This is a genomic window from Mycobacterium sp. 1245111.1 (genome assembly GCF_001673405.1).
GTDB lineage: Bacteria > Actinomycetota > Actinomycetes > Mycobacteriales > Mycobacteriaceae > Mycobacterium.
Genome location: NZ_LZLV01000143.1, coordinates 94,163 through 109,537, shown reverse-complemented (window position 1 = coordinate 109,537; position 15,375 = coordinate 94,163). Strand labels below are relative to the sequence as shown.

Sequence of the window (15,375 nt, the reverse complement as noted above, 5' to 3'; positions counted from 1 at the left end):
GCACCGCGCACCGCGTTGGCCAGTTCCTCATCGGCGTTATGGGCATGCAGCTTGCAAGTGTCGAGTTGTCCTTGCAGCAGCTGTTCTTCGGCAGCCAACGTCAGCTGGTCAAACCCGATCGCACCTATCCCGGCTTCGATGCGCCAGTCCGGCGTGATCGAAAAGCCAAAGCCCTCGGCGGCCTGCTCGATCCCCTCCAGCTCAGACTTCACCGCACGCACGTCTGCTTCGGCAACCGACACCGCCGCGGCCACCTGCTTGGACTCCTGCCCGTCGGCCTCAATGTCGCGACGCGTCTTGCCCAGATCAGCACGAAACGCATCCCCGGCATCCCCGCGCCAATCGCTCAGCGTGTCATGCACCTGCCCCAGGTTGTCGCCCAACCTCTGCAACGTCACCGCCCGATTGCTGGCGATCTGAAACACCCCATGAATGGCATCAGGATCCCAGCGCTTGACGTCGGCCGGGGTCAACGCCACCACGAGCTACCCCTTACTCAGACAACGACCGCAGCGATCGGGCCGCCTCTTCCTCGTTGGTGACGAAGCGGAGCATCGCTTCGGCGACGTGCGATCCCAAATTGCCCACCTGCAATTTGTGGTGGCCATGCCGAGCCTCCCAGCGCGCCGCCAGCTGACCAAGCGCTTCTTGCGAAGAACCCACCCAGCCGGGCGCGGCTTCGGCCAGCCCGTCTTCGTGGTTCGCGAAACTCAATGCGGCCTCACCGACCGATTCCAGCATGTCGTTGCTGCCGTTGTTCAGCGCGACAGGATCGACCTTCAACACCTCGGCCACGACGATCCCTCCTGTTCACTGGTCCTGCGCGCTGAAGCATAGCCCGAACAAAGGGGGTGCGCCCTTCACCTTTTTGAGCGACCAATTCGCACGTATTCGTGGTCGGCTTGACCAATAATTCGGGCATCCCAACGAAGGGAGCGGCATGGCATCCGCGATGCGCAACGTGACGTGGTCCTCAGCTCTGCCGCGGCGGATGCGATCCATCGGGCTTGCTGCGACCGCGGGCGCCATGGCGATGGCGATCACCGCGCCACACGCCAACGCCGATCCGGCGTACCAGCCCGCGCTCGATCAGCTTCTCGAAGCCATGCAGCAGGCAGCGGCTTACGACGCCAGCCTGCCGTTCGCGACAGTGGACAGCGATGCCATGCTGATGACCGGTCTGCAGAACACCAACTATGAGCTGCTCTCGGCCGGCCTATCCAGGGTCACCGAGCTGTTCAACGGCGTCTTCTTCCAGTCGCCCGAAGCAGTGGCGACCGATGCCGCCGATTCCCGTCAGTACTTCCAGTTCTTCACCCCCGATATCTACTACCACGCGACCGCCGGACTCGCCCCCGGTGCGACCTACGAGCTCACCGGCACCGTCGGCAAGGGCACCGAAGCGCTCGCCATTGCGACCGAAGCCATCACCGGGTCGACGGCCGTGAGCAAGGAGAGCCTGGAACTCGACCACGGCCTGGTCGTCAATCCCGATGGCTCGTTCACTATCGACATCGGTCCCACCGAGCCAACTGGCGCCGTCAATTTCATCAACGACACCGATGCCACCACCAATGGCGATGCCTCCCTGCTGATTCGAGATGTGCTCGGCGACTGGGCCCAGGGCCCCGGCAGCATCAGCATCCATTGCGTGTCCGACTGTCCGGCGTTTTTCTCCATACCGTCCACCGGGCTCTTCCCCGGAGCGGACAGCTCTGCGGCCGAAATAGGCACGCTGACAGGAACTTCCACCCCGCCAATCACCTCGGTCGATTCCCTGCTCACAACCCTGTTCACCGCGTTCAGCAACATCGTCGGACCCTTCAACCAGGAAAACATGGGTCTGGCCCAGGTTGCCGGCATCGATCTGCCGCCCAACACGATGAGCATGCTCGCACCTGAAACCAGTGTGTTCGCAACCGGTCTGCCGAGCGCGGACGTCTCGGGCGGCAATTTCGACCTGAGTCCAGACCAGGCCCTGATCGTGCAGGTGCCCGATGTGCCGTCGGGCTACAGCGGAATCGAGCTGATGAACGTCTTCGGCGCGGCCCTGCCCTTCACGTTGGCGCAGACCACGCTGAACAACACCACGGCGTTCGCCGATCCGGACGGATACACCTACTACGTGGTCAGCGCGACCAACCCCGGCGTCGCGAATTGGCTTGACAGCAGCGGGGTTAGCAGCGGCGAGATCTTCGCCCGCTTCGAGAACCTCCCCGACGGTGTCGACCCGACCGGTCTCCCGGTGACGACAGAAGTGGTTCCGGTAGCCGACGTGGCCAACTACCTGCCCGCCGACACACCCACCGTCAGCCCGGCGGAGTACGCGGCCGACATGTCGCAGCGGGTGCTGTCCTACGACTACGCCTTGGACCTGTCCCGCGAACACGCCCAACCCGATTGGGTGCTACAGGAATTGCTTCTTCACGGGTTCCAGGGCTTGATGGGCACAGACAACTTCGCCGCGGTGTTCGGCAGCGAGCCCAGCATCCCGTTGGACCTGAGGTTCACCCCTGCGCTGTCTCCGGACTGGGCCACCGTCGACCACGACCTGCTGACCAATCCGGTCGCCAGTGTGGAGGCGATTTTCAACACGCTGCCGCTGGCGGCCAGTGACATCAGCCTGCCCACCGAATTGGCGGTGGGCCAGACCGCGCTGTCGTTGCTGCTCCCCCAGCAGCTCGGGTCGCTGTTCAACGACGCGATTCTCGACCCGAATACCGGCATCATCGCGGGCTTCCTCAATGCCCGCGACGACTTGGCGACCGCGATTTTGACCGCCAACAACGGCTTCCCCACCGAGCTGGGAAGTGTGGCGACGGCAGAGTGGGCGAACATGCCCGAGTTGGTGCAGTCGACCGCGAGCACGCTGTTGACGCAGCTTGGGGCGCTATTCGGCGCGTAGAGCCCCGACGAAGCGCGATAACCGCGTTTATTCGTATCGTGATACGGGAATTACACGCTTGTGATTATCGGTTGTAACCGCTGAACCAGTTCAGCCTGGAGCCAGAAAGGGACAAACCTTGAACACGATCCTCTATTTCAGCCCTGATGGCGCCGCGTATGAAACTCGGGCCTACAGCAATGCCGATATCGTCGCACTCGTTCACGACTACGGGCTGGAAAGCCTGACCAGTTCGGATCGACAATTCGACTTCTGGTTCACGCCGACCACGCGGCGGTGCCGGCGGAAAGTGAACCGCAGCGCTACCGAACTGCTTTTGGCCACAACGCGATTCACCGCAAAGACGGTGCCCCTGCTTTATGGCGCGGTAGTGGTCGCCACCCACGACTCGGTTGGCGATCTTGATGGGCTCAGCTGGCGACAGCTCGACCTTCTGGCGAAGCGCAGCGCGACCCTGACCCGGCGCGACGACCGCGTGCTCGACCGGCGGATCAAACGGGAAGCGCGACGTCTGGAGGCACAGGCGTCCGCGAACGTGGTCACCGGTCGCTATGTAGAACAGCGCATCGTCACCGGGAGCTGACCGCAGTTTGTAACGTGAGCGCATGGACCTGCCTCACGGCCCGCTCAATCGCCGTCAGTTGCTCCGGTTAGCGGGCGGCGCCGCGGTGGCATCGACGGCCGGCGCCTGTTCCACCGCTGCGATGCCGATGACCGGCCCACGCCTGGCCAGCGCCACCTCGGCGATGTTGATCTGCCGCGACGCGTGGGGCGCACGACCCGCGCGTCCCGGCGGCAAGCGGCACACCATAACGCGGATGACCCTGCATCACGAGGCAGTTGTGCTCGGCGACAACCGAAATGCGCCAGGACGGCTGCGTCAAGATCAGCGATACCACCAAGAGCAAAAGGGGTGGATCGACATCGCGTATCACGTCGCCGTCGACCGCAATGGCAACCTTTACGAATTGCGGAGCACCGAAATTGCGGGCGACACCGCCACCGATTACGACACGACGGGCCACTTTCTGGTGCTTTGCGAAGGAGACTTCGATCAGGAAGCGGTCTCTGAGCCTCAACTTCACGGCACCGCTGTGGCATTCGCATGGGCCGCGCAGAATTTCCGCATCAACACCGACACGTTGGCCGGCCATCGCGACTTCGCCCAGACCTCGTGCCCGGGTGCGAATTTGTACGCCCACTTGTCATCTGGTGACCTCAAGCACCGGATCGACGCATTGATCGCTTCAGGTGGGGTCAATCTCGAGCGTTTCTGCGGTCCCGATGCCGCCGCACGAGTTACCGCGGTCGAGGCGGGTAGCTAAGCCGCCGTCGCTGGGTCGACCGGCGCGGCTTGCCGGGCTCGCACGCGAACCCGTCGCCGTCGAGGTCGAGTTCCGGCCGATAAGCCGGGTCGGTGTAAGGAATGCTGGACCGTCCGTCGGCGCGAGCCTCACTGCAGTTTTCATACGGCGGATCGGCCATTGCCGTTGACGCTGCCCTCATCTCGACCCCGGCCGAAAACAGAACGACAGCTGCTGCACTCAGCAGGCCTGCGCCGCTCCCGCGTATTGCTGCCATGTCTGTCAGCTTAAGCAACGCGGATACCGCGGTGAAGTGAAAACTGATCCGCGCCTCCCCACGGACGGCTGTCGACGTGTGGCTCGCACATGAAGAAACCCTGAAAAAAGACTGAGCGAAGCGTGTGTGCCGGTCAATGAGGGTTTCCCTTCACTTTCGTGAGGCCCCGCCCCGCCCCGCGGGTCTGCGCCCAGATGGCCCAATGGGCCTCGCGCGAGTGTCCGGGCCGATAGGGTCTTGTTGTCGTCGTTGAGCTGCTGGTGGAGGCGCAATGAGCTATCGGACAATCGTTGTCGGAACTGACGGCTCGGAGTCGTCGTTTCTGGCGGTGGAGCGCGCGGGCGCGATCGCGGCCCAAGACTCTGCGAAGCTGATCATCGCGAGCGCACATCTCGACACGTCGGAAAAAGGCGGCTGGTCCAGAGCACCGTCGCCCGATCGCGTGATCGACCCCAAAGCCGCGGACAGCCTCGGTGACTCGGGTTACCGAATGCATGGAAGCGCGTCCGTTTATTCGATCCTTCAGGACGCCCGCGAGCGAGCGAAGAGTGCTGGCGCTCACGACATCGAAGAGCGGTCGATCGTCGGCGCGCCCGTGAATGCGCTGCTGCATCTGGCCGACGAGGTCAACGCCGACTTGCTCGTGGTCGGCAATTTGGGCGTCAGTACCGTCGCCGGCCGGCTGTTGGGCTCGGTGCCCGACACCGTTGCACGCAAAGCCAAAGTAGACATCCTCATCGTCCACACCGTCGGATAGCGCGGCCACCGCTCCGCCGACCCCGCCACCGTCGGCGCAGCAGCCCATCGTCGACTTCTTTGTCATCACGCCCCGGGGCCCCTGAAAGCAGCCGCCGGGCAGCACTGAGACGAAAAGGTTTGGGATACTAACGAATTCGCGACACCCCGACGCACAGGTGACGGTGGGAACCTGCTACTGCTCGCGTACGTCCTACGTGAACGAGAAGCAGGAAGCATTCGTGAACCGTCCTTGTTGTAACCCCGTGAGCTATTTATACGGGTCGAGGATGAGCACCTTGAGGGAGTAGCGCCGGAATGACTGCTGTGACCGTGGCCAGCAACGGTGTTCCGTCTGCATCCGAGGACACGTCGGCGTGGGCGCCACTGAAGATTGCGATATACCGCAACTTGTTCATCGCGCAGCTGGTATCGAACGTCGGCACGTGGATGCAGACCGTCGGCGCGCAGTGGTTTCTGGTTGAGCATCACAGCAGCGCGACCGTTGTCGCATTGGTCCAAACCGCTTCGCTCACACCGACATTGGTGTTAGGGCTCTTCGGCGGCGTGTTTGCCGATCTGTTCGACCGTCGAAGGCTGCTGATCGTCATTCAAACCTATGCAGTGCTCGCGACTGCTGCGCTCGCCGCACTGGCGTTCATCGGGGTTCTGACCCCGACGTGGCTATTGGGGTTCACCGTCGCCATCGGCTGTTGCTCGGCGCTGACCGCCCCGGCGTGGCAGGCGATCCAGCCCGAACTCGTTCCGCGCGAACAGATTCCCGCTGCTGCGTCGCTGGGCAGCGTCACGGTCAACGTGGCCCGCGCGATCGGACCTGCCCTCGCCGGAGTCGTGATCCTGGCGGCCGGCCCCGCTGCGGTGTTCGCGCTCAATGCGGCGTCCTTCGCCGCGATCATCGTCGCGTTGCGGACCTGGAAGCGGCCGGGTTGCGCGCCGTCGGGTGAGCGCGAAAGCATCGCGCTCTCGATCCTGGCCGCACTGCGATGGGTCCGCCACGGACCGGTCACTCGCCGGATCCTGCTGCGCTCGGCGCTTTTCGCGTTTCCGGCCTCAGCGTTGTGGGCGTTGCTGCCTGTCACGGCTGCGCAGCATTGGCGGATGAACTCCTGCGGTTACGGTCTGGTCCTTGCCGCCCTCGGCGTCGGCGCCGTCATCGGGGTGGTCCTGATCGCGCAGCTCCGCAGATTACTTGAAACCAATACCGTGTTGGCAGGTTCTGCCGGCGCATACGCGCTGGGCCTACTCGTGGTGGCGATCGGCCCGTTCGACCTGGCGGTCCCCCTGCTGTTGGTGTGTGGCATGGCGTGGATCGCCACGCTGACCACTCTCAACGCCGCGGTCCAACTGTCGCTGCCGCCGTGGGTGCGCGCCCGCGTCATGGCCGTATATCTCCTGGTCTTCAGCGGCTCGCAAGCACTCGGGTCGTATCTGTGGGGTCTGATCGCTGCCCACTTCGGGCTTGCACAATCGCTCTCGGCGGCTGCCGCCCTCCTCGTGCTGACGGCGCTCAGCGTGACGGTCCTTCCGCTGCGTCCCGAAACCGGAACGCTGGACCTGACGACCTCGACCGCCTGGCCCACGCCGACGCTGGTTTTCCAGCCCGAGCCCAGCGACGGGCCGGTTCTGATTTCCACCTCCTACCGCGTCACCGACGAGCGCATCGACCAGTTCGCCGCGGCGATGCTGAAAGTCGGCAGGTCGCGCTCACGGACCGGCGGCTACCGATGGCGGTTGTACCGCAGCGGCGAGGACCCGCAACTTGTCATCGAGGAATTCACCGTGCCCTCGTGGGCGGAATTCGACCGCCAACACAGCACTCGTTGGCTGGCCTCCGACAATGCCGCCCTGGCCAGCGCGTTGCAATGCACGGTCGATGGCCGCGCGGAGGAGCACTGGTACTTCGCGCTGGCGGGCCCAACGGGTGTGCTTGGCGGACCATCGAAAACGAGCGCAGCGACGCGCACCAAGCGCAGCACCATCACCCTGAATGGGATTGTTGTGCCGCCGTGGGCAGATCGACGGGTCTAGTACGACAAGGACCAGGCCGTTTCGGCCCGGCCCCTTCTCAGTGGAGCCGCCGAGAGTCGAAACCGAAGCTCTACCAAGAGTTTTGGGATAGTCAGGCACTCCCAATGGCCCGTGACCGCACGCCATCGAACGGGTACGCGCTGCAATCGGTGCCTTTGGTCCCTGGGCTTGCATCTCTTCGGCCCTGATACTTGCGGCCTGCCTGCGCGACCCTGCCGTTGAGTAGACACCACCAGAAGAGAAACGAAAATGTGGCAACCAATACGTGGCGCAATCTTGGTAGGCGTTGACGGTTCAGCAGCGGCATTGCGCGCCGTCCGGTGGGCGGCCCGCGACGCAGCACTGAGGAATGCGCCGCTGACTCTGGTCCACGTCGTCGACGAGCCCTTACCGGAGTGGTTGGAGGTCGCCGCGTTGGCCGGCGTCCGGCACTGGCAGAAACGGCGGGTGCACAATGTGATCGAGTCTGCGACCAAGGTCGCCGAGGTGAGCGCTGATGCGTGCGGTCCAGTGCACATCGACAGCAAGGTGCTTCATTCGGCCACCATCCCGACGCTTGTCGACCTCTCCGCAGAGGTGGCGATGGTCGTGCTTGGTTACCAGGGGCATGGCGGCGCGCTGGGACGCAGCCTCCCCGGCTCGGTGTGTTCGGCGTTGGTCTACCACGCGCATTGCCCAGTCGCCGTCATCCACGACGACGAAGCCATGATCGCCCATGTCGGACAGGCGCCGGTGCTGGTGGGCATCGACGGCTCACCGGCATCGGAAGCGGCGACAGCTATTGCATTCGAAGAAGCCTCCCGGCGGGGTGTCGGGCTACTTGCTTTGCACGCCTGGAATGACCCCCGAGTTAGCGGCTCCGGCCGGCTACTCCAAGACTCCAAATGGGACGCTCAGCTCTCCGAAGAGGAGGAGACGCTCGCCGAACGGCTGGCGGGTTGGCACGAACGCTATCCCGACGTGGGGATCCGTCGCGTCGTCGAAATCGGTGACCCGGCACGGTGGCTCATCGAGGTCTCCGAACGGGCGCAATTGCTTGTAGTCGGCAGCCACGGCTGCAGCCGGCTCAGGGGCACGCTCCTGGGATCGGTCGGGGCGGCGGTGATCAACAGGGCAAGGATCCCGGTGATCGTGGCCCGCCAGCCCTGAGAGGCGGAACCGACAGCAAACTGGCCAGGATTTTTGGTCCTGGCCAGTTTCTTGTAGTGGAGCTGCCGGGAATCGAACCCGGGTCCTACGGCATTCCCTCAAGACTTCTCCGTGCGCAGTTCGCTATGCCTCTACTCGGATCTCTCGATCACGCGAACAAGTTCGAGATGACGATCCCAGTCGCTGTTTGGTGTCCCCACGGGCCCCGCGACCGAACCCGTGGGTGGGTCCCTCTAGCTGATGCCAGGGTCCGGGCCGAGGGCGCTCCCGGTCTGACAGACACGCAGTCGCTTAGGCAGCGAGTGCGTAGTCGCGCTGTGTTGAAACGGCGCTTAATTGGTTGCAACGACGCTTACGGTGGTCTCTTGCCTGCACCGGCACGCTTCCCTTGATTCGATGCGCGAAGTCGAAACCGTTCAGCCCCTCGCACCCCTGCCGAGTTTCGGCAAGACAATTGATTGTACGCGTTTTTCAACAACAGATCAGGGAGCGTTCTTCCCTGGTCAGATCACGAAATTGAGACGCTCGACGATGCGCGCGCCAACCTCGGTGTCGCCTGCGAGCTCAACACCCGCGCTGTCGTCGGTGCGTCCCCCAGCCAGGCGGGCCAGCAGCAGACCGTCCAGGCGAATCGTCGACGTCGGCTCTCGGCCGCCGAAATCGTCGACCACCTGGGCACGGCCGTCCACGGCGACGCGGATGGTCCGGGCCAAGGGGCCCGTCAGTTCGATGGCCACCCGCGACCCTTCGGGCGCTTGTCCGAGTTTGCCGACGACGTATCCCATCGTCGCGGCGATCTCGTCGACTGACTGCCTCGCCGCCGGCCCCCTCAGATCGCTGTCGGGCGATGGCGAATTGACGCCGTCGCGGATGTCCTGCTCGTGCATCCAGCAGTCGAAAAGCCGCACCCGCATGAATCGTCCGAAACTCTCGATGCCCACCGGTGTCGGGGTCGGCGCGTTCCATTCGTCGACCGGCATGGCGGTCAGGCGCTCACGGCGCTCGGCGGTGATCGAGCGGAACCGTTGCAGCAGAACAGCTCCGGGCTCAGGGCTGAGATGCCGAACCCAGGCTTCGTTGGCCACACCGACGTCGTTGCGCACGTGATCCAACGTCGACAGATCGACATCCGCGTCGGGTGGACTGACCCCCTGCAACGACGATTCCGTGCCGATCATGTGGGCAACGACGTCGTGAACGCACCACCCGGGCAGCGGCGTCGGCGCACGCCATTGCTGTTCCGAGAGTCCGCCCAAGAGTTCTTCGAGGCTGTCCCAGGTGCCGAACAGACCCGACAAAACGTCGGACTTGTCGAGCACGGTCACCGGTCGCGGCATGGTCGGATCTTAAGCCCGTACGTTGCCGCGACGAGGTCAGGCAGCGGCGATCATGCTGACCGACACCGCGGCCAACAGCATGCCGATCGCCTGCCAGCGCGTCAGCCGCTCGCGCAGCACGATGATCGCCAAAACCACCGTCGTCGCCGGGTACAACGAGATCAGGATGCTGGCCAACGACAGCATCCATTTCTGGATCGCCAACAGCATGCTGACGTTCGCGCAGGTGTCGAGCAGTGCCGCGAGGACCGCCAGCCGCAGCGGCGTCGTGGACGGCAGCTGGAGATTCTTGCTGGCCGCGGCCACCGCGATCACGAGCACGGTGGCCGCGGCGCGGGCGAAGAACAACGGCCACATCCGGCAGACCACCGGAGCCTGGTGCAGCAGAACGAAGTCCAGGCCGAACGCCACGCCCGAGCCGATGGTCAGCCACGCGACCTTGCTGGTGAATCTGTGTGTGCGGACATCCTCGTCGTCCGGCGACTCCCGGCTGACCAGCATCACCGCGAAGATCGCCAACACCACACCGATCGACGCGGTTGCACCCGGTCGCTCGCCGAGCGACACTCCGACCGCGACAGGAACAGCCGCGTTGAGCACAGCGGCCAGTGGCGAAACCACCGAGATCGGTCCGGCGCTCACGGCGGCGTAGAACCAATAGACCCCGATCGCCTGGCTGATGCCGTATAGCGATCCCCACAGCACGGCGCCCGCATGGATTGGCCCGCCGGCCGTGAGGGCCAGCGCTCCCAGCAAAAGCGTGGCGAGCGGGTAGGTCACCAGCATGATGCGCAGCGCGGCCGCGCGGCGGGACGCTACACCCCCGACGAAATCACTGACGCCGTAGCTGACTGCCGATAGCTGGGCGTAAGCCGCCCCGATCAGCTCATGCCCTTGGATCGTCTGCCCAATTCGCGAATCACTTCGCGCTGAGCGTCACGCTTGGCCATGTCCTGCCGCTTGTCGTGGGCTTGCTTACCACGCGCTAATGCAAGCTCCACCTTGACTTTTCCTTCGGAGAAATACAGCGACAACGGAACGAGCGCGAGGTTACCATCCTTGATTTTCCCGATGAGTACATCGATTTGGCGCCTGTGGAGAAGTAGCTTCCGGTTACGTCGCGGCTCGTGGTTGGTCCAGCTGCCGTGGTGATATTCCGGAATGTGCAGGTTACGCAACCAAACTTCGCCGTCGTCAACGGTGGCGTAAGCGTCGGCCAACGACGCCTTACCGTCCCGCAAACTTTTAACTTCAGTGCCGAGCAAAACTACGCCGGTCTCGTACACATCCAGGATCGAGTAGTTGTGTCGGGCCTTGCGGTTGGTCGCCAGGATCTGCCGGGCCGGCGCAGACTTGTTCGGCGACTTCTTGGCCATCGCTACCGCCGCACGTACAGGCGCAAGGTCACATACGACGTGACGCCGGCCACCGCGACGCCGACTATCAGCAACAGCGGCGCGATGTAGAGAATGTCGGCGTAGTCGACCTTCGCGACTAGATGCGCTTGGTAGAACTGGCGCAATGCGCTGTCCAGGAACAGGGCCCGCACCACCATCAGGCCGACGATCGCGATGACGACACCGGCCGTCGCCGCCACCATCGCCTCGACCAGGAACGGCAACTGGGTGTACCACCGGGTGGCCCCGACCAGTCGCATGATGCTGATCTCGGTGCTACGCGTGCGCGCCGCGACCTGAACCATGTTGGCAATCAACAGAATTGCCCCGATCGCCTGGACCAATGCGACGGCAAAGGCCGCATTGGACAGGCCGTCCAGCACCGCGAAGAGCCGGTCGATGAGCTCTTTTTGGTTGAGCAGGTGATCAACCCCGGGCTGACCCTGCATCGCGGCGTCGAATTCGGCGTGCTGCTCCGGGTTTTCGAGCTTGACGATGAACGACGCCGGAAACGCGTCCTTGCTCGCCAGATCCTTGAACTGCGGGATCTTACGGATGGCGTCGTTGTAGGCGTCCTGGCGATTGAGAAAGCGCACCGACTTGACGTCGCTGCGCTTCTCGATCTTCTCGCGCAACGCTTTACATTCCGGGCTCTCGCAATTCATGTCGTTGGCCGAGACGTCGGGGGTCAGGAAGACCTGGGTCTCGACGCGGTCGAGATAGATGCTGCGGGAATGGTCGGCCAACCGGACCACCAGCAGACCGCCACCGAACAGCCCGATCGAAATGGCGGTGGTCAGGATCATCGCGACCGTCATCGTCACGTTGCGACGAAACCCGGTCAGGACCTCATTGAAGAGAAAGCTGAAGCGCACTTACCGGTCCATCCCATAGACGCCGCGCTGTTCGTCGCGCACCAACCTGCCCAGCGACAGCTCCACCACGCGCTGCCGCATCGAGTCGACGATGTGGTGGTCATGGGTCGCCATCAGCACGGTGGTCCCGGTGCGGTTGATCCGCTCGAGCAAATCCATGATGTCGTTGCTGGTCTCCGGGTCGAGGTTGCCGGTGGGCTCGTCGGCCAACAGGACCAGCGGCCGGTTGACGAACGCGCGCGCGATGGCCACCCGCTGCTGCTCGCCACCGGACAGTTCGTGCGGCAACCGGCCGGCCTTGCCGGACAGCCCCACCATCTCGAGCACGTCGGGCGTCACCCGGTTGATCACGTCGGGCTTTTTCCCGATGACCTCGAGAGCGAACGCGACGTTCTCGAACACCGTTTTCTGCTGCAGGAGCCGGAAGTCCTGGAAGACGCAGCCGATGACTTGTCGCAGTTTGGGCACATGCCGTCCGGGCAGCGTGTTGACGTGAAACTTCGAGACCCGCACGTCGCCTTTGGTGGGCGTCTCGGCCCCGAGCAGCAGCCGCATGAACGTCGATTTGCCCGAGCCGGACGGACCGATCAGGAAGACGAATTCACCCTTGTCGATCTTGAGATTGACGTTGTCCAGCGCCGGTCGAGCCGACGACTTGTACTGCTTGGTGACTCGGTCGAGGGTGATCATCACGGGTCGCCAGTCTAACCGTGAACTTCCGATGTCCCGACGACGCGGCGCGCTGGCGAGCCAGGACGCGTCATCCGGGCAGCCCCGGCAACCGGGGCAGGCCGAGTGCGGGCGGCGGTGACGGAGTCGGAGATTCGGGCGCCGGTCCCGGCGCCGGGCTGGGCGTCGTCGTGCCCGGGCCGAACGGCGGGGGCAGCACCGGCAGTTGGATCAGCGGCGGCGGGGTTGTCGTCGTCGTCGGAGGCGTGGTCGGCGGCGTCGTCGTGGTGGGGACCGTAGTGGTCGGGGTGGGCGTCGGCATTTCGTACGTCGGCTGCTGCACCCGAGTGCGGGGCACCCAGGTGTAGTTGGGATCGGGAACAAAGCCGGGCGGCACGACCGCCGGCGCTGCCGGCGGCGGGGGTGGCTGCGGCTTGTAGGTGTTGTAGGTCCACCAGGTGGCCAAGAACGCAATGATCAACACCAGCGTCGACGTCCGGACCCGCCCGCCGAACATGTAGTTCGGCCAGTGCTTGTCCGTATCGCGGCTGTGGTTTTCGAGGACGTTGAGTGTCAGCTTCATCAGGGTTCAACCGGCTCGCGGGCTTTTTCGTACTCTTCCTGCTGGGCCGCAGCCACCTCGGCGCCGGGTCCCTCGACCACGCCGACCTTGGCGTCGGCCGCGGTCACGATGCCCGCGCGCGCCAGCGCCCGGATAACCAGGACACGCAGCTGACGGCCGGCTTCGAACTGTTTGCCGGGCAGTGTGCGGGCAACCATGCGCAGGGTCACGGTGTCGACCTGGATGCTCTCGACGCCCATCACGGTCGGCGCGTCCAACAGCAGATCGCCCAGGATCGGGTTCTCCAGGGCGTGCTCGCACTCCTGGCGCAGCACCTCGGCGACTCGGTTCAGGTCGACGGTGGTCGAGACGGGGATGTCCACCACCGCGCGTGCCCAGTCCTTGGATTCGTTGACCGCCTTGACGATCTGGCCGTTGGGAATGGTCAGCACCTCGCCGTTCGGCGAGCGCAGCCGCGTCACGCGCAGTGTCACGTTCTCGACCGTGCCGCTGGCCTCGGTCGCCGACACCACCGTCAGCGTCACCAAATCACCGAAGCCGTACTGCTTTTCGACGATGAGAAAGAATCCCGCCAGAATGTCTCTGACCACCTGCTGCGCGCCGAACCCGAGCGCGGCACCGATCACGGTCGCCGGAGCGACCAAGCCCGAGACCGAAAAGTTGAAGACGTCGGCAAGCCGGACCATCCCCCAGATCGCGATCAGAACGATCAACACCCACTGGACGACCGAGGCCAGGGCTTGCCGGTGTTTGGACGATTCCGACCGAACCAGCGCGTCGCTCTCGACGAAACGTTCGTCGAGCTGCCGGGTGATCTGACCGGTGACCCAGGTGACGAACCGGACCGCCAGGATGGCGACGATCACCACCATCACCATCCGCAGACCGCGGGTGATGATCCACTGCCCGAAGACGCCGTGCCAGAAATCGTGCCAGCGCTGCGCCGTGCTCGTCGCTAGGAGCGTTGTGTTAGTCGTCATCTTTTCTGTTACGCCATCTGATTCCTGCTTCCAGGAACCCATCGATGTCTCCGTCGAGAACGGCCGCCGGGTTGCCTACCTCGAACTCGGTACGCAGGTCCTTGACCATCTGATACGGGTGCAAAACGTAGGACCGCATCTGGTTACCCCAGCTGCTGCCGCCGTCACCCTTCAACGCGTCGAGCTCGGCTCGTTCTTCTAAACGCTTGCGTTCCAACAACTTTGCCTGAAGCACCCGCATCGCCGCAACTTTATTCTGCAGCTGTGACTTCTCGTTCTGGCAAGTCACGACGATACCCGTCGGAATGTGGGTCAAGCGAACCGCGGAGTCGGTGGTGTTCACCGACTGGCCACCGGGACCGCTCGAGCGGTACACGTCGACGCGCAGATCGCCCTCGGGTATTTCGATGTGATCGGTGGTCTCCACCACCGGCAGCACCTCGACTTCGGCGAACGACGTCTGCCGGCGGTTTTGGTTGTCGAACGGGCTGATCCGCACCAGCCGATGGGTGCCCTGCTCGACCGACAGCGTGCCGTACGCATAAGGGGTGTGCACGGCGAACGTCGCGCTCTTGATCCCGGCTTCTTCGGCGTAGGAGGTGTCGAACACCTCGACCGGGTACTTGTGCTGCTCGGCCCAGCGGATGTACATCCGCATCAGCATTTCGGCCCAGTCGGCGGCGTCCACCCCGCCAGCCCCGGAGCGGATGTTGACCAGCGCCTCGCGCTCGTCGTATTCGCCGGAGAGCAGTGTGCGCACTTCCATCGCCTCGATGTCGGCGTGCAGCGCCTTGAGCTCGGCGTCTGCCTCGGCCTTCGCGTCTGCGGAGTCCTCCTCGGCAGCCAGCTCGTAGAGCACGGGCAGATCGTCGAGTCGTTGGCGCAAACCCTCGACACGCCGCAATTCGCCCTGCGTGTGGGAGAGCTCGCTGGTGACGCGTTGCGCGCGAGCCTGGTCGTCCCACAAATTGGGATCGGCGGCCTCGTGCTCCAGTTTGTCGATGCGGCTGCGCAGACCGTCGACGTCGAGCACTCGCTCCACCGTGGTCAGCGTGGAGTCGAGTGCTGCAATATCAGCCTGACGGTCGGGATCCACGCCTGACCACGTTACCGGC

16 protein-coding genes, 1 other RNA gene and 1 pseudogene are annotated in these 15,375 nt (G+C 64.2%); 6 read left to right on the top strand and 12 right to left on the bottom strand.

All coding sequences use genetic code 11. The features are described 5' to 3' along the window. Together A5658_RS23260 and A5658_RS23255 are read right to left on the bottom strand one after the other, a co-directional pair. Positions 1–479, bottom strand: a pseudogene (locus tag A5658_RS23260) (hypothetical protein); the annotation flags it as partial. Positions 480–492: 13 nt separating this feature from the next. Continuing rightward, a complete protein-coding gene (locus A5658_RS23255; protein WP_231997419.1) occupies positions 493–795 on the bottom strand; it encodes an RNA 2'-phosphotransferase in 303 nt (100 codons plus the stop codon). 145 nt (positions 796–940) lie between these two features. Here A5658_RS23255 and A5658_RS23250 point away from each other — a divergent pair, with 145 nt between their 5' ends. The 3 genes from A5658_RS23250 (at position 941) to A5658_RS23240 (ending at position 4,230) form a co-directional block, all read left to right on the top strand. After that, positions 941–2,905, top strand: coding sequence for a hypothetical protein (locus tag A5658_RS23250; protein WP_156751616.1), 1,965 nt, complete (start codon positions 941–943; stop codon positions 2,903–2,905). A gap of 118 nt (positions 2,906–3,023) precedes the next feature. Continuing rightward, the gene (locus A5658_RS23245; RefSeq protein ID WP_067340739.1) at positions 3,024–3,488 is read left to right on the top strand and encodes a hypothetical protein; all 465 of its coding nucleotides are present in this window, start codon (positions 3,024–3,026) and stop codon (positions 3,486–3,488) included. A gap of 22 nt (positions 3,489–3,510) precedes the next feature. Then, complete coding sequence (locus A5658_RS23240) at positions 3,511–4,230, top strand: N-acetylmuramoyl-L-alanine amidase (protein WP_067340737.1); 720 nt, start codon at positions 3,511–3,513, stop codon at positions 4,228–4,230. Here the strand turns inward: A5658_RS23240 and A5658_RS23235 are convergent. After that, a complete protein-coding gene (locus A5658_RS23235; protein WP_067340735.1) occupies positions 4,205–4,390 on the bottom strand; it encodes an excalibur calcium-binding domain-containing protein in 186 nt (61 codons plus the stop codon). The two genes, A5658_RS23240 and A5658_RS23235, sit on opposite strands and share 26 nt — an antisense overlap. 367 nt (positions 4,391–4,757) lie before the next feature. Here A5658_RS23235 and A5658_RS23230 point away from each other — a divergent pair, with 367 nt between their 5' ends. The 3 genes from A5658_RS23230 (at position 4,758) to A5658_RS23220 (ending at position 8,419) form a co-directional block, all read left to right on the top strand. Then, positions 4,758–5,243 (top strand): universal stress protein, encoded by a 486-nt coding sequence (locus A5658_RS23230; RefSeq protein WP_067340733.1) that lies wholly within the window; start codon positions 4,758–4,760, stop codon positions 5,241–5,243. 296 nt (positions 5,244–5,539) lie between these two features. Further along, positions 5,540–7,270, top strand: coding sequence for an MFS transporter (locus tag A5658_RS23225; RefSeq protein ID WP_082993378.1), 1,731 nt, complete (start codon positions 5,540–5,542; stop codon positions 7,268–7,270). Positions 7,271–7,519: 249 nt separating this feature from the next. Beyond that, complete coding sequence (locus A5658_RS23220) at positions 7,520–8,419, top strand: universal stress protein (RefSeq protein ID WP_067340728.1); 900 nt, start codon at positions 7,520–7,522, stop codon at positions 8,417–8,419. A gap of 54 nt (positions 8,420–8,473) precedes the next feature. Here the strand turns inward: A5658_RS23220 and ssrA are convergent. The 9 genes from ssrA to prfB form a co-directional block, all read right to left on the bottom strand. Next, positions 8,474–8,843, bottom strand: a transfer-messenger RNA (tmRNA) gene (gene ssrA, locus A5658_RS23215). Between the two features lie 79 nt (positions 8,844–8,922). Continuing rightward, positions 8,923–9,756, bottom strand: coding sequence for a maleylpyruvate isomerase family mycothiol-dependent enzyme (locus A5658_RS23210; RefSeq protein ID WP_067340725.1), 834 nt, complete (start codon positions 9,754–9,756; stop codon positions 8,923–8,925). Between the two features lie 36 nt (positions 9,757–9,792). Continuing rightward, complete coding sequence (locus A5658_RS23205; protein ID WP_156751615.1) at positions 9,793–10,641, bottom strand: EamA family transporter; 849 nt, start codon at positions 10,639–10,641, stop codon at positions 9,793–9,795. Further along, positions 10,638–11,132 carry an SsrA-binding protein SmpB gene (smpB, locus tag A5658_RS23200; protein WP_067340719.1) on the bottom strand — a complete coding sequence of 165 codons (495 nt, stop codon included), beginning with the start codon at positions 11,130–11,132 and terminating at the stop codon, positions 10,638–10,640. Before smpB ends, A5658_RS23205 begins: the two co-directional genes overlap by 4 nt. 2 nt (positions 11,133–11,134) lie before the next feature. Continuing rightward, the gene (gene ftsX / locus A5658_RS23195; RefSeq protein ID WP_067340716.1) at positions 11,135–12,028 is read right to left on the bottom strand and encodes a permease-like cell division protein FtsX; all 894 of its coding nucleotides are present in this window, start codon (positions 12,026–12,028) and stop codon (positions 11,135–11,137) included. After that, entirely contained in the window at positions 12,029–12,718 is a 690-nt protein-coding gene (ftsE, locus tag A5658_RS23190; protein WP_067340713.1) for a cell division ATP-binding protein FtsE, read from the bottom strand. A gap of 70 nt (positions 12,719–12,788) precedes the next feature. Continuing rightward, entirely contained in the window at positions 12,789–13,280 is a 492-nt protein-coding gene (locus A5658_RS23185) for a hypothetical protein (protein WP_067340711.1), read from the bottom strand. After that, positions 13,280–14,260, bottom strand: a complete 981-nt coding sequence (locus tag A5658_RS23180) for a mechanosensitive ion channel family protein (protein ID WP_067340708.1) — start codon at positions 14,258–14,260, stop codon at positions 13,280–13,282. Before A5658_RS23180 ends, A5658_RS23185 begins: the two co-directional genes overlap by 1 nt. After that, positions 14,250–15,356: a peptide chain release factor 2 gene (gene prfB, locus A5658_RS23175; RefSeq protein WP_067340705.1), complete on the bottom strand. Its 1,107-nt coding sequence runs from the start codon at positions 15,354–15,356 to the stop codon at positions 14,250–14,252. The genes A5658_RS23180 and prfB overlap by 11 nt, the downstream gene beginning before the upstream one ends. Positions 15,357–15,375: the final 19 nt, after the last annotated feature.